This window comes from Roseofilum reptotaenium CS-1145 (genome assembly GCF_028330985.1).
Classification (GTDB): Bacteria; Cyanobacteriota; Cyanobacteriia; order Cyanobacteriales; family Desertifilaceae; genus Roseofilum; species Roseofilum reptotaenium.
In genome coordinates this window covers 36,079-57,455 of the sequence record NZ_JAQMUE010000083.1, presented here as the reverse complement: position 1 = coordinate 57,455, position 21,377 = coordinate 36,079, and the positions used below count along the sequence as shown (strand labels likewise).

General features: G+C 44.3%; 16 protein-coding genes, 1 other RNA gene and 1 pseudogene. 12 read left to right on the top strand and 6 right to left on the bottom strand.

Going from position 1 to position 21,377, the window contains the following annotated elements; all coding sequences use genetic code 11:
* Nucleotides 1-157: 157 nt before the first annotated feature.
* Together PN466_RS18130 and PN466_RS18125 are read left to right on the top strand one after the other, a co-directional pair.
* Nucleotides 158-709: a phycobiliprotein lyase gene (locus PN466_RS18130; protein WP_313898647.1), complete on the top strand. Its 552-nt coding sequence runs from the start codon at nucleotides 158-160 to the stop codon at nucleotides 707-709.
* Between the two features lie 162 nt (nucleotides 710-871).
* The gene (locus PN466_RS18125) at nucleotides 872-1,318 is read left to right on the top strand and encodes a hypothetical protein (RefSeq protein ID WP_271941982.1); all 447 of its coding nucleotides are present in this window, start codon (nucleotides 872-874) and stop codon (nucleotides 1,316-1,318) included.
* A gap of 308 nt (nucleotides 1,319-1,626) precedes the next feature.
* Here PN466_RS18125 and PN466_RS18120 read toward each other — a convergent pair whose 3' ends face one another.
* Entirely contained in the window at nucleotides 1,627-3,360 is a 1,734-nt protein-coding gene (locus PN466_RS18120; protein WP_271941980.1) for a diflavin flavoprotein, read from the bottom strand.
* 257 nt (nucleotides 3,361-3,617) lie between these two features.
* Here PN466_RS18120 and PN466_RS18115 point away from each other — a divergent pair, with 257 nt between their 5' ends.
* On the top strand, nucleotides 3,618-4,757 hold the full coding sequence (locus PN466_RS18115; RefSeq protein WP_271941978.1) for a 5-(carboxyamino)imidazole ribonucleotide synthase: 1,140 nt from the start codon (nucleotides 3,618-3,620) through the stop codon (nucleotides 4,755-4,757).
* A gap of 38 nt (nucleotides 4,758-4,795) precedes the next feature.
* On the opposite strand, the pseudogene PN466_RS26455 reads toward PN466_RS18115, so the two are convergent.
* A pseudogene (locus PN466_RS26455) lies at nucleotides 4,796-5,313 on the bottom strand (helix-turn-helix domain-containing protein).
* 182 nt (nucleotides 5,314-5,495) lie between these two features.
* Between PN466_RS26455 and ssrS the strand changes: the two are divergent.
* The 6 genes from ssrS to PN466_RS18080 all read left to right on the top strand — a co-directional run bounded on the left by ssrS (nucleotide 5,496) and on the right by PN466_RS18080 (nucleotide 11,145).
* Nucleotides 5,496-5,681: non-coding RNA, 6S RNA (gene ssrS, locus PN466_RS18105), on the top strand.
* Between the two features lie 134 nt (nucleotides 5,682-5,815).
* A complete protein-coding gene (locus tag PN466_RS18100) occupies nucleotides 5,816-6,181 on the top strand; it encodes a 2Fe-2S iron-sulfur cluster-binding protein (protein WP_271941975.1) in 366 nt (121 codons plus the stop codon).
* Between the two features lie 50 nt (nucleotides 6,182-6,231).
* Nucleotides 6,232-6,408 (top strand): hypothetical protein, encoded by a 177-nt coding sequence (locus PN466_RS18095; protein ID WP_271941973.1) that lies wholly within the window; start codon nucleotides 6,232-6,234, stop codon nucleotides 6,406-6,408.
* Nucleotides 6,405-7,457: a DUF3326 domain-containing protein gene (locus tag PN466_RS18090; RefSeq protein ID WP_271941970.1), complete on the top strand. Its 1,053-nt coding sequence runs from the start codon at nucleotides 6,405-6,407 to the stop codon at nucleotides 7,455-7,457. Before PN466_RS18095 ends, PN466_RS18090 begins: the two co-directional genes overlap by 4 nt.
* A 132-nt stretch (nucleotides 7,458-7,589) precedes the next feature.
* Nucleotides 7,590-8,168, top strand: coding sequence for a CPBP family intramembrane glutamic endopeptidase (locus PN466_RS18085; RefSeq protein ID WP_271941967.1), 579 nt, complete (start codon nucleotides 7,590-7,592; stop codon nucleotides 8,166-8,168).
* 52 nt (nucleotides 8,169-8,220) lie between these two features.
* A complete protein-coding gene (locus PN466_RS18080; RefSeq protein WP_271941964.1) occupies nucleotides 8,221-11,145 on the top strand; it encodes a sensor domain-containing protein in 2,925 nt (974 codons plus the stop codon).
* Here the strand turns inward: PN466_RS18080 and wecB are convergent.
* A complete protein-coding gene (wecB, locus tag PN466_RS18075; protein ID WP_271941961.1) occupies nucleotides 11,142-12,254 on the bottom strand; it encodes a non-hydrolyzing UDP-N-acetylglucosamine 2-epimerase in 1,113 nt (370 codons plus the stop codon). The genes PN466_RS18080 and wecB overlap by 4 nt on opposite strands.
* A 239-nt stretch (nucleotides 12,255-12,493) precedes the next feature.
* On the opposite strand from wecB, the gene PN466_RS18070 reads away from it, so the two are divergent.
* The 3 genes from PN466_RS18070 to PN466_RS18060 all read left to right on the top strand — a co-directional run bounded on the left by PN466_RS18070 (nucleotide 12,494) and on the right by PN466_RS18060 (nucleotide 16,907).
* Nucleotides 12,494-13,777 (top strand): type IV pilus twitching motility protein PilT, encoded by a 1,284-nt coding sequence (locus PN466_RS18070; protein ID WP_271941958.1) that lies wholly within the window; start codon nucleotides 12,494-12,496, stop codon nucleotides 13,775-13,777.
* Nucleotides 13,778-13,791: 14 nt separating this feature from the next.
* Nucleotides 13,792-14,508 carry a circadian clock KaiB family protein gene (locus tag PN466_RS18065; protein ID WP_271941956.1) on the top strand — a complete coding sequence of 239 codons (717 nt, stop codon included), beginning with the start codon at nucleotides 13,792-13,794 and terminating at the stop codon, nucleotides 14,506-14,508.
* A 68-nt stretch (nucleotides 14,509-14,576) separates the two neighbouring features.
* Nucleotides 14,577-16,907: a GUN4 domain-containing protein gene (locus tag PN466_RS18060; protein WP_271941953.1), complete on the top strand. Its 2,331-nt coding sequence runs from the start codon at nucleotides 14,577-14,579 to the stop codon at nucleotides 16,905-16,907.
* A gap of 76 nt (nucleotides 16,908-16,983) precedes the next feature.
* Here PN466_RS18060 and PN466_RS18055 read toward each other — a convergent pair whose 3' ends face one another.
* From PN466_RS18055 to PN466_RS18045, 3 genes are all read right to left on the bottom strand, one after another.
* Nucleotides 16,984-17,646, bottom strand: a complete 663-nt coding sequence (locus PN466_RS18055) for a class I SAM-dependent methyltransferase (protein ID WP_271941950.1) — start codon at nucleotides 17,644-17,646, stop codon at nucleotides 16,984-16,986.
* 24 nt (nucleotides 17,647-17,670) lie between these two features.
* A complete protein-coding gene (locus PN466_RS18050) occupies nucleotides 17,671-20,382 on the bottom strand; it encodes a hybrid sensor histidine kinase/response regulator (protein WP_271941947.1) in 2,712 nt (903 codons plus the stop codon).
* A gap of 172 nt (nucleotides 20,383-20,554) precedes the next feature.
* A complete protein-coding gene (locus tag PN466_RS18045; protein ID WP_278003139.1) occupies nucleotides 20,555-21,244 on the bottom strand; it encodes a zinc metallopeptidase in 690 nt (229 codons plus the stop codon).
* Nucleotides 21,245-21,377: the final 133 nt, after the last annotated feature.

Genomic DNA, 21,377 nt, shown 5'->3' with positions numbered 1-21,377 from the left:
ACTTTCGACAACCCTGCTACAGCTTAGGTACGGTTTCAGCAAGGTTGCGCGATCGCTAATCCTAGGATAACATTAAGAAAAGTTAAAATTCTTGACACAAGTTCCCAAATATGGGTTGAAATTGCGTCAACCGACTCTCGCATAAGGAGCAACCGTAGTGATATCCCAAGTAAACTTAGCCCCAACTGCCCTACAAACAACCCAGGAACGAGACACTGAGCGGTTTTTCCGAGAAACAGTAGGGCGTTGGTCTTCCCAGCGACGCTACTATACGCTACCGGATGGAGACCCCCAAGAAATTTCCAGTATTATTGAAATTACCTATTTACCCCAAGGAAGTGAACCCCTACGGCATTTGGCTAGGTTACATCAGTTGGAAGATGAGACCCTACTGTCATTCGGTTCTGTAGTGAGTTGGGATGCTCAAGAGTCTGTTACAGGGAAAAAGCAGTCTAAGGGAGAAACAGTGATTGGAGTTTTAGGAAACTTGTTATATCGCGATCGCGGTTTTGCCACCTCTAAACCCGTTACAGCAGACTATTATCTCCCTAATCCCCACACCTTGTGCTTACGCACTGAATACAACCAGTCGGTATTTGAAGAAGAAATTAAACTAGTGGGTCAGCAGTATCGCACGAGACAAACCATTATCTCCCGTGCAGGAGAAGAACAAATGATTGGTCAATATCTAGAAAAACGGCTTGATTAAACCGATTACTAAGGGGGGTAACCTGCACTCAAAATTGCCTCGACCCGCCATTATCAATCATCACCCCTGACCCACATTCCCAATCTGTTGACCCACGATCATGAAGCATAAGGTGTGAGTGATAATAATACTTGGGGTACTGTCGTAAGGAGTACAAATATAGTGTGGCGAACCCTAATTCTATCCCTTCTCTCATTCCCTATCTTTTTCGGTTCAGGGACGACTGTTGCTGAGGCTCAAGTGGCTGATGTACCAGTTTTCGACAATAATGGTGACTTTCAATCATCTCGTGTGCTTGGCAATCGAGGAACTTATCAACAGAAACAATGGTTGGTAGTCGATCCCGATCCAAAGGGTTTAAATTGTCGTGATAACCAGTTTTCTGTTGTCGTGACCCTTAGGTATGGTTCAGTGGTAGATGCTGTTTTTAGCAGTAACCAAGACAATGCGATGAGGTTGATCGATGGTAATCCCTGGCTTAGGGTTTCTGCCAGTTTTCTTGATATCCAAACTCGGAATACTGGTGAGCGTTTAGACACTTACATTTGTTATGTTCGTGCCAATAGAGAGTATATCGCACCGATTAACCCGGACTCACAAGGCCGATAAAGCGACAAGGAGAGGCGATCGCGACTCATGATAGTTAATGTAGTGCATTAGAAACCTCCTGTTGCTGTTGTGCTTTAGCGCTCCGATCTACCCTAATAGCGCTAAAGTACAACAACGGAGGAAATATAAAGCACTTTTCTCTGCTATATCAGATACATTAACGACTGTTTTTAACGATCGCGAGAACAGCGAAACGCTCCACCCAATCTGTTGTTTGCTCCCCTGATCTCCCCATCCCCCTACCACAAAGCAAAGCGCTGTAACTTACCGCTAGTAGGAGTGGATTTCCAACCCACTCCTACCGGGAATTAATAATAACTGCCAGTTTTGCGATGGTGAACGGCGGTTACCCCAGTTTTATCAAAGACTTGACCGCTCTGAACGGTGGCGTAAACCATCCAATGGTCACCGCATTCCATGCGATCGCCAACCGTACATTCGAGATAAGCGAGAGCATCTTTGAGAATCTTAGCGCCATTTGATGCCGTTTCCGTTTCCAAGCCCACAAACCGGTCTTCTCCAGGGGCAAACTTGCGTGTAAATTGGCGAGTTAAGGGACTATTTTCGGGCAAGATATTCAGCACAAAGCGATCGCCCGAATGGGTTAAAGACTCCATCGCCCGATCTTTGGCTACTGCAACGGTTAACCCTGGCGGATTAAATGTCGCTTGAGACACCCAACTGGCGAGCATTCCACTATGTAACTCTCCTCGATGGGCCGAAACCACGCACAGCGATCCAACAACCCGGCCGACTGCTTGAGCCGTGCGATCGCTACTTGATACATTGACAGACTGCCTGGGAGTGCGTCGTTTGAGATCCCTCTTCAACTGTTGAGCAAAATCAATCCCAGCTTCCTTACATTGCTGCAAAATAGCATCCGTCGGAGCAAACTTGACCCGGATTGGCTCAAAGCCAAACTTATATCCAGCATCGAGTAACTTACTCTCTAAAATATCGATCGCCTCTCCACTCCAACCAAAGGAGCCAAATACACCCGCTAATTTCGTTTTCGCCGCAGTTGATAAGACGATTCCCAAAGCGGTTTGGACTTGGGTGGGGGGATGGCCCGCTAAAGTTGGAGAACCTAAAATAAAGCCATCACACTTTTCTACCTGGGCCTGAATTTCAGCCGGATCGGCCAGTTCACAATCAATCAACTCAACCGCGACACTCGATTTCGTAATTCCACGGGCGATCGCCTGAGCTAATGTTCCTGTATTCCCATAAGCCGATGCATAGATTAGGGCTACGGATAGCTCCTGTCCGCTTTGCTTCTCGCTCCAACTGCGATAGAGCTGTGTTAACTCCTGTTTTCCATAGCGTACCAAGGGGCCATGGCCAGGAGCATAAAACCGAGTGGGTTTATCTTTGATCCGGTCTAGGGCGGTCAGCACCTGTCGAGGTTGGGCGGCATGGATACAGTCATAATAATAGCGTCGGTCTTCACTATAAAGTTTCCAGCCTTCATCCAACACTTGATCTCCGCAGACATGAGCACCGAAAAACTTATCGGTAAACAAGATTTGTGATACAGGGTCATAGGTGCAGATGCCATCGGGCCATCGTGGGGTAGGGGTAGGGATAAACTGAAGGTGATGGCCTTGTCCTAGATCTAGGTCTAGATCCGATCGGTTCACCAGTTGCACCTTGACCTCTAAATCCTCGTCTTGCCACAGTTTATCCAGGGCTAACTTAGCCGCTTTTGAGCAAACTAAGGTGAGTTTAGGAGCAAGTTTGAGGAGTGCTTTTAATGTTGCACCTCGATTGGGATTGAAATGCTGAACGATCGCATAATCAATGGAGGCCAGATCGAGTCGCTCTTGAAGTGCTTTGATATAGTTCTCGGTAAAGGATTCTCCAGGAGGATCGATCAGGGCTATCTTATCGCTTTGAATCAGGAATGAGTTTGCCGTTGTTCCCTTTTGTAGGGAATATTCGACTTCAAATTTTAAACGATCCCAAGTGCGCGATCGCAATAGGGTAGTTTGGCGATCGAGGTAAACAACTTGGACATCACGGGGTTTGATTAGGGAGGACATAAGCTCAAGGTGGAGTGCTTCACGCTAGGGAATAGGAAATAGGGAATCGGGTTATGGTACATGGCTTTGGGGATGTAACCTTGTATTTGACGGGCAGCGGATTTATGTCCGCAATAGGCCAAAACACTGTAACCGTAACTTGTACTAAAATACCATGCATAATGGGTGCAATTAGGGAATAGGGAATAGGCAATCGAAAAAAAAACTGAAGCACAAAGCGCTATAATGATGGGCTGGCTAATAACGGATAGAGAGAGATGAAAGTGGGACAGAAAACTCGTGTGGGGGCGATCGGAGGTGGACAATTAGCCTGGATGATGGCTTTAGAAGCCCAAGCATTGGGGATTGAATTGATTGTACAAACCCCTAAATCGAGCGATCCAGCCGTCTCTAGAGCTTCAGATGTTATTTTCGGGGCGATCGCCGATGCGGGCGCTACAGAGCAGTTAGCACAGCGCTGTGAGGCAATCACGTTTGAAAATGAGTTTATTGATTTAGATGCTCTCTTTCCTCTAGAAAAGTCAGGGGTCTGTTTTCGTCCTAGTTTGTCAGCTCTCCAACCCTTATTAGATAAGTACGATCAGCGCTCTTTTCTTCGAGAATTAGGGCTTCCGGTTCCCTGGTTTCAGAATTTAGATTGGCATCAGATTCCGGAAAATCTACGTTTTCCTTTGGTTTTGAAAACCAGAAGACAGGGTTATGATGGCCAGGGAACTTTAATTTTAAAAGATTGGGATCAGTTCCATCAAGCGACAAAAACCTTTGCTGATATCCCCGTTTTATTAGAGGAATTTGTACCTTTTGAACGAGAATTAGCAGTGATGGCAGCTCGATTTTCCTCTGGGGAAGTTGTTGTGTATCCAGTGGTGGAAACGAAACAAAGGAATCAGGTGTGCCACTGGGTGTTAGTGCCGGCTCAAGTCGAAGAAAAGGTGCGACAAAAAGTTGAAGAAATTGCCCATACATTGCTCAATGAGTTAGACGTGATTGGAATTTTTGGCATTGAGTTTTTCTTGACAACAGATCGCCAGGTATTAGTGAATGAAATTGCCCCTCGTACCCATAATTCGGGGCATTTTAGCTTAGATGCTTGCCAAACGTCCCAATTTGCCCAACATTTGCGATCGGTGGCAGATTTACCCGTGGGCGATCCGAGTTTGAAGTCTGCCGGAGCAGTGATGGTGAACTTATTGGGCTATGAAGATTCAGAGAGTGACTATGTAGAAAAACGGGAGGTATTAGCCCAAATTCCGGGGAGTCATGTCCATTGGTATGGCAAACCTGAAGTGAGACCGGGACGCAAGTTAGGTCATGTTACCGTCTGTACCGATAGCACAGAACGGGAGGCGTTGGTAGCGATCGCCGAAAAAATTGAATCGATTTGGTATCCAGGTTGACATCCTCCCCGGTCTAAAGACACGGGGATTCCTAAACCTCACAATTTAGGTTTCTGCTTCATAGCAGTTGCCTTCGCCGATTTACAAAGGCTCCGGTCTTACACTCGCTCCACAGACTGACACCGCAAGTCCTGCGGCCAAAATGTTCTTACTTGCATTTATATCGCGATTCCTCCGGAAAGCTTCGCTAACGTGGTGAGATTGGCACTTCGGACAATCCCATTGCCGAATATTTAACGGCATTTTTTCCACAATATACCCACAGTTACTACACCGTTTAGAGCTAGGGAACCATCTATCTATGTAAGTGTCTTAAACCTTGCTGTAAGGGAACGCTGCTGACTTGATTCAAGAAATCTAATTCTTCTTGTTTTTTCCACCTGGTTAGCAGGAAAGAGGTTTGCCCATAGCTCACTTTTTCTTGTCGTTCATACCAAGCCTGAGTCCTTTCGTGGAGCGCTCTATTGTAAACTAATCTTACGCACCCCAAAGTCCTCCGCAAGAGGGATTCTTGCTCGCGGGTGGGGTAAAATCGGTAGTTAAAGGCTTTCTCCATAGGTAAGGATTTAATGACCCTGGGGTTGGCATTATAGCCAGTTGGGTGTAAGACGGGCAAGTTAAAACTTACCCTCAGCCAGAATCCCCGGAACGAATTACCGGGGTTTTCGGCATATCTCTTATAAGAATCTTTAATCTCCCCTAGCCGCCCCCTGAAAATTGGCTTACAATAGCTCTCAAGATAGGCTGCGGCGTTGGTGACTGCCAATAACGTTTTATGATCTATGCTTGACTTAATAAGGGAACTGAACCGAGATCCTAGCAGCAGTAAACCGAGCCAGTACTCGGAAACGAATGCGGGGACTTCAGTACCCACCTGGTAACCCCAGGTCAAAAGCTGAGGCAAGACGGCGTTGCGGTCTATCTCACCGGGAAATTAGGCAATAGGCAATAGGCAATAGGGAATTAAGAAAATTAACGCCACAAGGGACTTGAGTGATGATAAAATCAAGGATGCTCTGGAAAGGAGCGCACTTGTATTTTTCTCTACTGCAATTCCTATGACGAAAACCTTTACTGTTGAAATTAATCACCAAGGAACAAGCTATACGATTGAAGTTCCTGAAGATCGAAAAATTCTGGAAGTGGCGAATGAATATTATGAAAAAGACAAAAATTCTGACAAAAAAGAAGAAGAAAAGTGCCCCGAACTCCCTCAGTCTTGTTTAGCTGGAGTCTGCGAAACCTGCGCTGTATTACTGACAGAAGGAACAGTACGCTATGGCGATGAGAATGATGCAATGGGGTTGAGTCCTGAGTTGCGCGAGAAAGGATATGCTCTGTTGTGTTCCGCTTACCCTCAATCGGATATTAAATTGGTGACAGAGAAAGAGGATGAAGTCTATGACCTCCAATTTGTGAAATAGTAAAGTCTCAACACCAATGACCCATTACCAGCGCGAAGCGCCATAAAGATATGACGACTCACTTTATTACAGCCGAAATTGATTTACAAGCTACGCCCAACCAACTGCATCAAGACATTGAAGCAGAACTCGAAAAGCGGGGGGAACCTTTGCGTTGGGCAGTGACTGCTGTGGATGAAGAGCAGCAAAAGGCGACGGTAGAAGCGGTGGTGATCCAAGAGGCGTGAATCATCGTCCCTATACGGTTGTTTTAATTATCCCGACGGGCATTGGTGCAGCCATCGGGGGCTATGCAGGAGATGCCCTACCTGTAGCTAAAGCGATCGCCTCCATCAGCGATCGCCTCATTTCCCATCCCAATGTCCTGAATGGCGCATCTCTCTATTGGAATATCCCCAATGGCTTGTATGTGGAAGGCTATGCCCTAGACCGGTTTGCCGCCCAAGACTGGGGACTGCGCCCCGTAAACAGTAACCGCATTGGCTTACTGTTAGATCGGGCGATCGAGCCAGAGTTGCGCACTCGTCATCTACAAGTAGCGGATGCAGCACGGGCAACCTTGGGATTAAACATTACTGGATATGTCATTACCGATCTCCCCTTAGAAGTGCAGTTAACCCAGGGAGAAAGTCATGCCAGTTGGGGAACCCTCGGCAACCCGGATAGCTTACTCAGAGCGGCGGAAAAACTGAAAGAGGAACAGGGAGCAGAGGCGATCGCCGTCATTGCCAGGTTTCCCGACGATACCGACAGTGAAGCCTTACACGATTATCGCCAAGGGCAAGGTGTAGACCCCATTGCTGGCCTAGAAGCCATTATCTCCCATCTGGTGGTTCGCACCTTGGGCATCCCCTGTGCCCATGCTCCTGCCCTACAACCCCTCCCCCTCAACCCTCAGCTCTCGCCCCGTTCTGCGGCTGAGGAACTTGGATATACTTTTTTGCCCTGTGTTTTAGTCGGACTCAGTCATGCCCCCCAACTCCTGACTCCCCTGGCTCCCTATTCCCCCCAACCAACCGATATTTGGGCCGATCAAGTCGATGCAGTGGTGATTCCCGCAACAGCCTGTGGCGGGAGTGCTATCTTAAAATTAAGTCAAACCTCGACTTGCATCATTGCCGTGAGTGAGAATACAACCGAGATGCGATCGCCTCCAGAACTACTCAAAATCCCAGTGGTGCGAGTAAACTCTTATTTAGAAGCCCTTGGAGTCTTAGTCGCCCATCGGTCTGGGGTAAGCCTAGAATCTCTTGGGCCGAACCTGTTGCCTTTATAGCAATTCGCTCTTCTATGGAGTACAGCGTAAAGGCTTAGAGCCTAAGCAAGGCAAGCTTTTGCCTAGCGCGAAGCGCTATATAGGGGAAGGGATAAGCGACCCCAAAATTGACCTTTCTTCACCTAAACGCCTGTGAGTGACCAACATAATCCAGACTTGGAACCCATGACCCGATCGCAAATCCTGATTGCCATGGGAGTGACTGCCGTTATTCTACTGATTATCGCTAAACTGTGGTTGGCGATCGGTTCGATCGTGCATCTTCGCGCTCAATGGGAACTAGGTAAACTGGCGATCGGTATCTTGCTTGGTCTAGGGATTACTGCTGCTAGTGCCCTAGTTTATAGTGTATGGCCAGCCTATCGCCAAAGTGCCGATGTTTACCTCGGTCTTGTTCTCAAACCCTTAACCTATCCTGATATTCTCTGGTTAGGCTTACTGCCGGGTTTAAGCGAAGAATTTCTCTTTCGAGGGGTGATGCTCCCTGCCCTAGGATTGAACTTTACTGGTTTGATCTTATCAAGCCTCTGTTTTGGTGTTTTACACTTGAGTGGTAGCAATCAATGGCCGTATGTCATTTGGGCGACCCTAGTCGGACTAGCCCTAGGATATAGTGCTTTAGCCACCGGTAACTTACTGGTTCCGATTTTAGCCCATATTCTCACGAATCTAGTCTCTAGTTTCACCTGGAAAATGGGCAATCCAACTTAAGCAGTTAATCTTCTACTCACTCCAGCTTTTTGAATTCAGCTAGGAGGTTCAGGTGAAACCGTACCCATACAACCCCCATCAGATTAGGGTAGCTCTAACAGCCTTAGGTTTATGGAGTTGCCTACTTTTGTTTGGGTTAGTGTTTGCACCTTTAGAGGGTGTCAACAGCTTACAGCAGATTTATCCTTTAATTACCATTCTACTATCTCTGATGCTCCTCTCCTACTGGGGAGGATTGAAAGTAGGGTTAGGGAGTGCTATAGTAGCGAATCTCGTTCTTATCTATAATCATTTTATTCCTGGCGATCGCCTTTTTTTCCCCTATACCCCTTTGGAATTGGGTTTATCGGGGTTCCTCATGTTTAGTCTTGCCCTTTTCATCGGTCATACCCAGGATCAAAATAAATCATTGATCGGCAAGCTTCAAAATACCCAAAATTCCTTAGACAAAAGTTTAGATAGACTCACGAGCTATAATATTCTGCTTCAAGAGCTACTCCGGGAAAGCCATGTTTACTATCAATCTTTAGCTGATATTTTACCCCAAATTATCTATCGGGTCGATTGCGAAGGAAAGTTAACCTTTGTCAATCAAGCCTTTTTAAGAACCCTGGGTCATGAAGAAACAGAGATTATTAATAAACGCTTAGACCAAGTTTACCCTCCAGAGTTAGCCCAAAAATTTATGAGTGAAGATCAATGGGTTCAAGATACAGGAAAGGTGTTAGATCGGATTGATTCTCAATGCTTTCCCCCTAGCGATCGCCCCCATTATTTTCATGTCATTAAAACACCCATACACAATGCCCATGGGGATATTGTTGGCACTCAATCCGTGAGTTTAGATATTACTGAGCGTCACAGTATTTTAGAAGCTCTGCAAAAAAGTCAAAAACGCTATGAATTGGCAACTCAAGCAGGTAGAATGGGCATTTGGGAATGGGATTTTATCGAAAACACCTTTAAATTAGATGCTAGTTTGCAACAGTTATTAGGGTATCAGACTGAAGATGAGCAGCCGGAGTTAAAAGACTGGTCAAAACGAATTTATAGCGAAGATAAAAGAACCTTAGTTCAACAAATTCATCGAGTTATTAATGGAGAAATTAAACACTACGAAATTACGCAAAGACTCGTCCATAAAAATGGGACTATTCGTTGGTTTCTGTTGCGCGGAAGTGTGCAAAGAAATGAGCAAAATCAAGCTATTCAGTTAATGGGGACAGGGACTGATATTACCGAATTTAAAGCGACTGAAGAAGCCTTGATTAAAGCGGAGAAGAAATATCATAGTATCTTTGAAAATGCCATTGAAGGTATTTTTCAATCCACTCTAGATGGTGCCTTTATTAATGTTAATCCTGCATTTGCCAAGATTTTAGGGTATGCCTCACCGGAAAATCTGATACAAATCATTGAGAGTATTCAACAACAAGTGTATGTGGATTCACAACAGCGCGATCGCTTGATTAACCTCATTGAGGAAAAGGGAGAAGTCTTAGGATTTGAATCTCAAGTTTATCGTATTGACGGGAGCCAAATCTGGATTTCGGAAAATTGTCATGCCGTGCGAAGTAACAAAGGTCATTTACTATACTTTGAAGGTACAATTGAAGATATTACGGAGCGCAAGAAAGCCCAAGATATACTAGAGTACCATGCATTTCATGACCCATTAACTGGCCTGTGTAATCGTTCAGCATTAGTGGGTAAAATTGAAGAGTGTTTAACTCAAGTACGGGGACAAACAGGACATTTTTTTACGGTTTTAATGATCGATCTCAATCGCTTTAAGATCATTAATGATAGTTTAGGTCACTTTGTAGGAGATCAACTCTTAATTAGCGTGGCGAGACGATTAGAAACCTATGTGGCTAATTGCGGAATTGTATCTCGATTGAATGGGGATGATTTTGCCGTTCTGATTCCAGAAATCCAGAATTATGAGGAAATTATGGAATTAGCAGATTGTATGGAAGAAGCACTCGCCCATGAGCCGTTTTGGGTGCAAGGTCATGAAGTGTTTCTCAGTGCTAGTATAGGCATTGTTTTATCCCATCATGCATCTACCGGATTGGTTTATGAGAATGCCGAACGTTTACTCAAAGATGCAGATACGGCGATTCATCATGCCAAACGCAAGGGTAAAAATCATCATCAATTGTTTGATAGTACCATGCGATCGGTCGATGAATGTCAGTTTCAGCTAGAAATGGATTTGCGTCGGGCGATCGAACGACAGGAGTTTTGTCTGTACTATCAACCGATTATTTCTTTACATACCGGAAAAATTAGTGGATTTGAATCGTTAATTCGGTGGAAAACCCAGGAAAATCAAGTGGTTAGTCCGGGTCGGTTTATTCCTTTAGCGGAAGTAACGGGTTTGATTGTGACCATAGGAGAATGGGTGATTGATGAGGCTTGTAGACAAATTAAGCAGTGGGAAATCGATGGCTTGTTATTCGATCCCTTCTATGTGAATGTGAATGTGGCCGGTCGCCAGTTTTCTCAAGCGGGCTTGGTCGATATTATTATGCAATCTTTGCAGCGACATCAATTACCCCCCAATTATTTCCAAGTGGAAATTACGGAAGGGTTAATGATGGAAAATTTGGACTCTGTGGTGAAGCAATTATGCCAACTGCAAGAGTTAGGGGTCAATCTTTGTATTGATGATTTTGGCACGGGACATTCGAGTTTAAGTCGCCTCCAGTTGTTTCCTATTGATACCCTGAAAATCGATCAGTCGTTTATTCCCTTAAATTCTGAGGTGGAAAAAGATTGGGAGTTGGTGAAATCGATTGTGAATTTGGGCCATAGTTTGTCGATGCATGTGGTGGCTGAGGGGGTGGAAACAGTGGAACAGCAACAGAAGTTGACGGAATTGGGGTGTGATTATGGACAAGGGTATCTGTTTGCGAAACCCTTGACACAGGAGGCGGTGAGAGAGTTGTTACAGCAAAATCCCGTTTTCTAAGCGTTCAGGAATCTTCTGACTTGTTCTAAGATGCGTTCGGAAGCGTGACCATCTCCAAAGGGGTTAATAGCGGTTGCCATGCGCTGATAGAGGTCGGTTTGAGAGAGCAGTTCAGAGGCAGCATTCAAGATAGAGCGAGACTCTGTACCGACTAAGCGAGCAGTGCCAGCGGCGATCGCCTCTGGACGTTCTGTGGTCTCCCGTAGCACTAATACGGGTTTGCCTAACGAGGGGGCTTCTTCCTGAAGTCCTCCAGAGTCGGTTAACACAAAATGACAAGCGGCGATCGCCCCCACTAACTGGGCATAATCTAAGGGTTCCGTTAAAAAGATGCGATCGTGGTTGCCGAGGATTCGCTGTAAGGGTTCGCGCACTGTGGGATTACGGTGTAAGGGCAAAACTAGGGCGGTATCCGGGAATTCGGCTAAGATTTGTCGGAATCCATCGGCGATCGCCTCTAACGGACTGCCCCAATTTTCCCGCCGATGCACCGTCGCCAATAACACCCGATATTTAGACCAGTCTAACCCCCCAATCTCACACCCACTCTGAGATTCAGCCACCTTCAAGAGCGCATCAATCACTGTATTTCCCGTTTGATGAATCTCTCCCACCACTCCAGAGCGCTGTAAATTCTCCACTGCCAACTCCGTCGGGGCAAAATGTAAATGGGCCAACTGGGAAATCAAGCGTCGATTCGCCTCTTCTGGATAGGGATTCCAAAGCTGATCCGTCCGTAATCCAGCCTCCACATGGGCAACTGGGATTTTCTGGTAAAATGCCGCTAACGTCGCTGAAAATGCCGTGGTCGTATCTCCCTGTACAATGACCAAATCTAACCCCAACTCCATAAACAGAGCTTCTAAACCCTGCAAACTGCGACACGTAATATCCGTAAGTGTCTGTTTCGGCTGCATAATCTGCAAATTATGGTCAGCCGTTAGCCCAAATAACTCCATCACTTGGGCGACCATCTCTTGATGTTGACCCGTTAAAATCACTTCAGTTTCAAACTCTGGAGCCGCTCTAAACTGTGCGATCGCAGGCGCTAACTTAATCGCCTCTGGGCGAGTGCCCATAATAATCCCAATTCGCCAAACTTTAGACATACTTTATACAAATAAAACAGAAAAAGGGGAGTACAATAAGTACAATACAAATTGCTTGCTCTCTCTTGGGCTAATCCAGGAGACAGTAAACCTGAAAATAAAGAGTACAATAAGTCCAACCGTTCTTCGGTCCAGAACCCCTTGGATGCCATCTTACAGCTTAACCTTTTGATGCATCGATCGCCGATGCCCGAAGCTTGATGCTTTTTCTATACTGATGTATTGTACAGGACTTAGCTATGACCCAATCTCCCCAGAAAAAACCCCCCTCTCCTCCCCCTCGTCCCCCAGCTCCTCCTCCGCGTGCAGCCGCTAGTGCGGATGGAGCCACCCAACAAATGCCGGCCAGAACCATGCCCATGAATCCGCAGGCAGCGAAGGCGAAGGCGAAGGCAGCTCCCCCTCCAGGAGCAGTGCCCAAAGCCGCCAAGCGGTCAGCGGCCAAAGCAGGGCCGAGTCCCGGTAATCCCACCCTCCAAGAAATTGTTAAACGAGCCGATGAAGAAGGGGTCTCCGATATCCATGTAGGGGTCAATGAGATTCCCCGTTTTCGGAAACGGGGTGATATTACCAGTTTGGAATATCCCAAAACTGACCTGAATACCTTCATGAGCTGGTTGCGAGAATGTATGACGGATGAAGAAATTCGTCAATTCCAAGACCACCTCGATTTTGACGGTGCGTTTGATTTTGGCTTTGTGCGAATTCGGATTAATGTCTTTGATTCCTTAGCCGGGCCAGCTATGGTGTTGCGCTTGATTCCATCGAATATTTTGACGATGGAACAGTTGAAATCTCCAGAAGTGTTCAAGGATATCTGTCACTATCACAAGGGGCTGATTCTGGTGACAGGGCCCACGGGTTCTGGGAAATCGACCACCATGGCGGCGATGATTGACTATATCAATCGGAACATGGCCCACCATATTATTACGATTGAAGACCCGGTGGAATTTGTCCATGTGAGTCAAAAAGCTTTGGTGAAACACCGGGAAGTTGGCCGCCATACCCGCGAATTTAAAAATGCCCTGAAAGCGGCTCTGCGGGAAGACCCCGATTTGATGCTAGTGGGAGAGATTCGGGATAAGGAAACGATGGGAATTGCTCTCAAAGCTGCCTCTACCGGTCACTTGGTTATGGGAACCCTGCACACCAATAGTGCGGTAAAAACCATTGAGCGGATCATGGGGATGTTTCCCCCGGCAGAACAGCCCGCTCTGCGAGTGTCCTTGGCGGAATCTTTAGTCTGTATTGTTGCTCAAGGTCTATGTAAAACAACGGATGGTAAGCGGGCAGCATTCCATGACATCATGATTGCTACAGATGCGGTGAAGGAGTATGTGATCAAAAATGACTTGGAGGCCATTACCCAAATCATGCTTCGGTCAGAGTTTGAAGGGATGACGACGATGAATAAGGCTCTGTATAATCTCTATCAAGAAGGTCGGATCACGGAAGAAACAGCCCTAGAGAAATCGCCAACGCCAAATGAAATGGCTCAATTCCTCCGAGGTCGGATTTAATTTAGACCAAGGGAATGATGGGTTCTGAGTCATTCAAAGCGATCGCCCTGTTCACTCCTGGGGGGGATATTGTTTACTGTATCGATCCAAGTAAACGGAATCGATGGCATATCGATCTGTGTGCTAAATTACAAACCCTTTTGGATCTCTGTGCCCCCCCCCATTTTTTAGTCCCCTGTTATACGGCAACCCTAGATCGATGGATTGATCCCTACACTCAGCAAATCCATTGTGTGGCTGAAGCTTACCCCCTGGTGTTTGATTATGCACCGCTGTTAAATGCCCTATTTGGCTTAGAGGTTGAGTGGAAACGAGTATCTTGTGATACTGAGCTGTGCGATCCGATCGCGATCGCCTCCTATTACGAGCAATTTCCCCAACTCTGGGAAGATCATGATTGGGTGGTGCGAGTCCAACATCGCTCTATAGAAGAGATGCAACCGGACTTATCCCTAGAAGAATTTAATCCCCACGGCTATATTTTTCGCTTATTTGTCTCTGGAAATCACAACACAACAGAGCGACTGTTACACAAAGTTCATTTGTTTTTAGAACAAAGTCTTTCTCAACCCTACACCCTAAAAGTGATTGATATTCTCAAACATCCCGATCTCGCCGAACAAGATCAGGTCTTAGCGACTCCCACCCTACTCCGGGTTTGGCCCCAACCCATGCGTCGCGTGGTCGGAGAAATTGAATATCAGGAGCAACTATTTCGCTTGATTCATTAGGGAATGGGGAATAGGGAGAGCTAGATATAATACTAAATATAATAGGGGTGAGTTTCTGAGGTTGAGCTATGACAGAGGAAACGCGAGAAGAGCAACAAGAAGAACAGCGATCGGAATCAGTAACAATTGATAACGCATCCGCTCGCCAATGGATTCGCGGACCGCTGTTGACGTTTGTGCGGTGGATGCCATTAGGGGGGAGTGGCGGCGCATTTATTGCCTTCCTGTTTCAACAAGAGTGGTTGATAGCGCTGTTACTCTTGCCAGTGAATGCGGTTAGTGTCGTTTGGGCTGCTTATTCTAAGAGTTTTTTGAGAACCCTAGCCGAGATCTACGAAGAGAGAGGAACAGAAGACGCGAAAGGTTTAATTGCCTGGATAGACCAGACAAATCAAAGAATTCCTTCTGCAATTCAATGGCAGTTGGCGGGAGTTGAGGACAAATGCTTAACGTTGCAAGGGAATATGTGGCCAGACTTTGAAATGGAAGGTTTTAATCCGGCATTAGGTACTTATACTCCATTATTAAATGAAGTCTTTGTTTCATTGGGTTTAAGTAATTCTTTTATTCAGAATTTAGCAGGAGAATCTTTACCTCTTTTTCCGGGAATGAAGTGGGATCGAAAGAAACTTGAAATAATTCAAAAAAAAAGTTTAGATATTTGGGATATTTTAAGAAAAGCTAATAAAATCAAAGCCTATCGCCGGTTAGCAATTATTTCCTGGGGAGGATATGGAAAAACGACACTACTGCGACACATTACTTATATTTATACTCAGAAGAAAGAAGGAAGATATCGAGCGCCTAAAGTATTACCTGTTTTATTATTACTGCGTCAATGGCAATCACTAATTGTTAATAAAAAAAACTTAACTTTGCCTCAACTAATTGAAAATCATCACATCCCTAGTCTTCCAGGTTATGATCAATTGAAGTTGCCACATAATTGGGCAAAAAAACATCTAGAAAATGGCAATATCTTGGTAATGATTGATGGTTTTGATGAGGTCAATGAAATCTGGAGGATAACGATAAGTAAATGGCTTGGAAAAGAAATGAAACAGTATCCAGAAGCTTATTTTATTGTTACCTCCCGTCCATCAGGTTATAAATTATTTGCTTATAAATATAAACTCAAGGGTGAATTATTTATTCAGCCGTTTAATCGCCATCAGCAAGAGAGATTTGTTCAGAATTGGTATTGGCATCAAGAGAGATATGCGAGAGGAGGAAGAAATACTCCAAAAGTAAAAGCTGAAGCAAGAACAAAAGCGGATAATTTATTAGAACAGTTAAAGAGCCGTCCGGAACTAGATGACTTAGCTAAAATTTCCCTCTTGTTAAATTTAATTGTCAATGTTCATCGAACTTATCCCAGTGAACAATTACCCAGAAGGCGCAGTGATTTATATCGACAAGTGATCAACTTACAATTAGTCAATCGCCCTTTAGCTAGAAATCTGTCTTTGCTGTTGCCTGCGGATGAAGCGGAGCATATTTTACAAGAATTTGCTTTATATATGGTGCAAAAAAACAAGCCAGAAATTGATTACTATTTATTATATAATTGCATCAAAGATCCAGTGGCCAGATTTGATTGTTCAGTGGATGTGATGATATTGATTCAACAAATAGTTGAAGTAAGTGAACTATTGGTAAAACGAGATGATGATTATCAGTTTGCTCATTTAAGTTTTCAGGGTTATTTAGCAGCGAGAGAAATTATTCGCACTAAGCAAGAGGAGTTGTTAATCCAAAATTGGCAAGCGTCTTTGTGGAGAGAAACTATATTATTGTATGCGGCACAAGTGAATCCCAATCAATTTTTGAAAGCTTTAATTAATATAGGAACAGCAGATGCCGTAGCTTTGGCTTATGATTGCATCAAAGAAACACCTCGTAAAATTAATCCGGAAATAGAAAAAGAGTTACAAGAGCTAGAAGCGAATGTTAGTAATTTATTGTTTCAAGATTTGCAACGTTATCTCCGCAATGGAGAATGGCAAAAAGCAGATGAGGAAACGACTCGTTTAATGTTGCAGCTAGGCGATGATGAAAATAAAGGTTATTTAGATAGTAATGATTTACGAAAATTTCCTCGCGATGAATTACGAGGGATAGACCAGTTGTGGGTAAAGTATAGCAAGGGTAAATTTGGCTTCAGTGTGCAAAAGCAAATTTGGCTGGACTTAGGAGGAAAATTAGGAGTATATGATGACAATATGTGGAAGGAATTTGGCAATCGTATCGGTTGGATAAAAGAGAACAGATGGTTGAGGTATCCTAATGGTTACACTTTTAATACAAAAGGGCTACAAGGACACCTCCCAAGGTTGGTAGGGGTATGTGTAGGTGGAATTGAGGGCATAGTTGCCTCTTTTCTGTTCTCTAAACTTTAGTACATAAGGGATTCAGTGAGTGCGAGCATCTCGCTCGCGAGAGGTTCAAAGCGAGCAAGATGCTCACACTATAAATTTAGCGTTTCCAGGCTAAAGTTAACCCATCGCCAATAGGGACTAAACTTAACTCGATGCGCTCATCTTTCTGTAGACTTTGATTAAACGCTCGAAGGGATTCGGTACGCGGATCATTCACTTGCGGATCGGCGACTTTTCCAGACCATAACACATTATCAATGGCAATCATTCCTCCTGGACGCACCAAGGTTAAGGCTTTTTCGTAATAATTGATGTAGTTGCGTTTATCCGCATCAATAAAGGTAAAATCAAACGTATGTTCTTCTCCGTTCGCTATGAGTTGATCTAGGGTGTTTAGAGCGGGAGCAAGGCGTAAGTCGATGCGATCGCTAACTCCTGCCTTTTGCCAATAGCGACGCGCTATATTCGTTACTTCTGCATCCACATCACAAGCCACAATCCGACCCTCTGGAGGCAATGCTAAGGCTACAACTAAGCTACTATATCCCGTAAACACCCCAATCTCTAAGGTTTTTTTCGCCCCCATCAACCGCACTAGAAACGCCATAAACTGACCTTGTTCTGGGGCAATTTGCATCCCTCCCCTAGGATTAGCAGCCGTTTCTGCTCGCAGTTGGGCTAAAATTTCCGGTTCTCTTAGGGAAACTTTTTGTAGATAATCATACAATTCAGGGGTTAGATTTAACGACTTTAGGGACATACCAAAATCATCACTTTAAGAACTTTAGACTTTAGACTGGCTCTCCAGAAACTCTAGAATACCACGCTCATCAAACTCAGCCGTTAACTCCAAGAGGCGATCGCTAAACGCTTCATATTCGCTTTCCTCCTCTTTGAGCCGATAAGCTGTCTCCTCAATCGCATCAATATCTCCGATTTTCAGCGCTTTATAGAGGGGTTGTAAATATTCTGGCTTCGGCACAATTATCGGAGACGGATCAGAGGAAAGCGATGATGGCTGCTCTTCATAAATCCATTGTAAGTGGAGATAGCGCTTTAAAACAGTAAACAACTTTTCCATATCCAACGGCTTATCTAGAAATTCATTACATCCAGCCGCGATCGCCAAATTCTGATCTCCTAAAGACACACTTGCACTTACCGCCAATACCGGCAGATCTTGTGAATAGGATTCACGAATCCCTTTAGCAAATTCATAGCCATCCATCTCTGGCATCATAATATCCGTCATCACTAAATCAGGAGCTACTTTCACCAATTTTTCTAATCCTTCTCGTCCATTTTTAGCCTCTGATATCACAAACCCTAAGGGAGTTAAAATTTCATAAACAACGGTTCGGTTCAGGGTTTGATCGTCAACCACCAGAATCTTTTTCGGTTCCCCTTGATAACCGATAATTTTACCTTGTTCTAAAATCGTAGCGCGGCTCACCCATTCATCAGAAACCTCTAGCTCTACTTCAAAGCCAAACTTACTCCCCCGCCCAAATTCACTTTCTACTTCAAGGTTACTTCCCATCATCGTCACAATTTGCCGACAAATAGTTAACCCCAAACCCGTTCCCTGTGACTTCTTAGACTGAGATCCCACTTGTTCAAACGGCAAAAAAATCTGCCCCAATTGTTCAGGAGTCATGCCAATACCCGTATCTTCAATCCCAAAGCAAATTCTAACCTGATGAGACTCTAGATCGTGCTCACACACATCGACCTTAAACGTCACCGCACCTCCATCGGTAAATTTAATCGCATTGCCTAATAAATTCAATAACACTTGTCGTAGACGCTTTTCATCTGCTTTTACTCCGACTGGTAAGCAATCATCGATCAATATCTTGAGATCAAGCCCTTTGGTGGTTGCTTTTACTTTTGCCATTTCTGCTACAGCTATCAAAAAAGATGGAAAATGAAAATCACTGTTCACCAAATTCATTTTCCTAGCTTCAATTTTAGCCAGATCTAAAATATCATTAATTAAGTTCAATAAGTGAGACCCTGCTTGGTGAATAATCGTCACTCCCTTACGATGGTTATTAAGATTCTGAGCACGATCCATAATTTGAGCATAACCGAGAATGCCATTTAAGGGAGTACGCAACTCATGGCTCATATTAGCTAAAAATTCACTTTTAGCTTGGTTTGCACTATCAGCCACTTTTTTCGCTTCCGCCAATTCTGCTGTGCGCTCTTGTACCCGTTGTTCCAAATCTGTACAATAGGCTTTCAGTTGACTCGCCATGCGATTAAACGCATTCGCTAAGGTTTGCAGTTCCGTAATATTCCCATTTTTAACCTGTTGATTTAAATCGCCATGAGACATTAATTCTGAAGATTGAACAAGAGCTAAAATAGGTTGAAGAATCCAACGAGATGTATAAATTCCCAGGGTTATAGCAACTCCTAATGCAGCTAAACACAGCCATATCGTTCTCACTGTATTAGCATCAATTTCAGCCATAAAATCTGATTCAGGAATCACCACCAAAATCAACCAATCTAATCCCTGCTCATTCCCTAATGGAGTAACTTGTAAAAAATACTTTTCTCGATCGATCCAAAACTCTAATTGTTGGGTTTGATCGATTTGACTCAGTTGTAAAAACTTTGCTTCTAAAAATTGGCTGGCTTCGCGAATGGATACCCTTGAGCTTTCGCTGGCTTCTAATCGCTTCAGTTCTTGGTTTATCTCATCTTTAAGATAAGGAGATTCTTGGGTTGAAGATCCAATCACATAGCCGGATCTTTCTATAATCACAACTTGACCGGATTGCCCTACTTTAATCGAGGCTAAAAACTGGTTAATTACATCTAAGGGAATATCTACACCAGCAACACCGATGAATTGATCCTCTAGATCAAAAATAGGTTGAGCAGCCGTAACGCCTAAAATATTATCAGCGTAGGTATAGACCTCACTCCAAATTTGGCTATTTTCTTTAACTGCTTTTTGATACCAGGGTCGTGTAGTGGCATCAAAAAAATTGTAGGTGGTCAGTACATCTGTTAAGTTACCTTCAGAATTGGCTGGATAACTGATCAATTCTCCAGGTTCCAGATTTTCCGTAAATTCCCAAACAAAAGCATCGTTGATCTCATACCGACCAGCACCTACAAATCCTCCAACTTTGTTTCCTACATAAATGTAAAGGGGATAATTTTGACCAAAGGCATAGCTTTGATTTAAAAATTGGCGATTTAAAGCTTCAATATTATTCAAATCTAGCCATCCTTGTTGAATGGCATGAGCATTGGCTGCATTAATTTGATGAGGAATGGCTAAATAGTTGTCGAGATAGCTCTGAACGCGCCCAGTGATTTCAGTTCGCAGTTGAGAGGCGACATTATTCACTGCTTTTTTTCCATTTTTTAAAGAAAAATAACCGGTTAGTCCAACTGCTGCAAAAATCTGTATCAGGAAAGGAACAACCAGAACCAGACGAAGAGGAAGCGATGGTGAGGCTTTAGAATCGCTCATGGGTTGGTCTCCAGTTTTTAGTAATAACTTAATTATAGATATTTACTCAAGTATACTAACTTTATAGGGGGGATTGTAAATGTTATCTAGATTACGACTCAAGTCGGTTAGATTTTTCTTTATTCAAGTTCAATTAGGAGAGTTGCATTCTATCAACTCTCCTAAATTCTGATTAGCGATTGCGGCTAATCAGTAGCAACTGTGCTAGTTGCAACACTGCATATAAGGCTGTGGCCACATAAGTCCAAGCGGCAGCTTGTAGAACCGCCTTAGCGCCTCGATTTTCTTCTCCTTGCAGAATCCCTAGATTATCAATTAACTTCAGGGCGCGACTAGAGGCATCAAATTCTACCGGTAGAGTAACCACATGAAAGGCGATCGCGCCGACAAATAATCCGATTCCTAAATTAATGACTAAGCTAGAAATTGTACCTAAACTGCTCAAAAATAACCCTAAAATCACGAGCATCGGGCCAAACTGAGAGCCTAAATTAGCCACGGGCACTAAATTCGCCCTCAGATTCATAAAACTATAACCCTTCTTATCTTGTAGCACATGACCACATTCATGGGCAGCCACCGCAGCAGCAGCTAAAGAAGAAGAATTATAGATCCCTTGAGAAAGGCGTACCGCTTTCGCATTAGGGTCATAATGGTCGGTTAATTCTCCAGCAACCGGTTCAATACTAATATCTGTAATTCCCATTTGATAGAGAATGGTTTGAGCCACTTCTGCACCAGTCATTCCCATACTAGAGGGAATTTGGGCATAACGCTGATAGGTGCTACGGATTTGGTTTTGCGCCCAGAACATTAAGAGTATTCCTGGGATCAGGATTAGATAGGAGCTATAGTAAGACATACAAGAATCAATCTCCAAAATGCTCAAAGTAATAGCACGACGAACTGGTAAGGAGGAATCGATCATGGGAAACCCATTTTTACCTTAAAACCCCCCGTTTCTAAGGCTTTCCCTCCTCGCCTTGAGCGCAGTC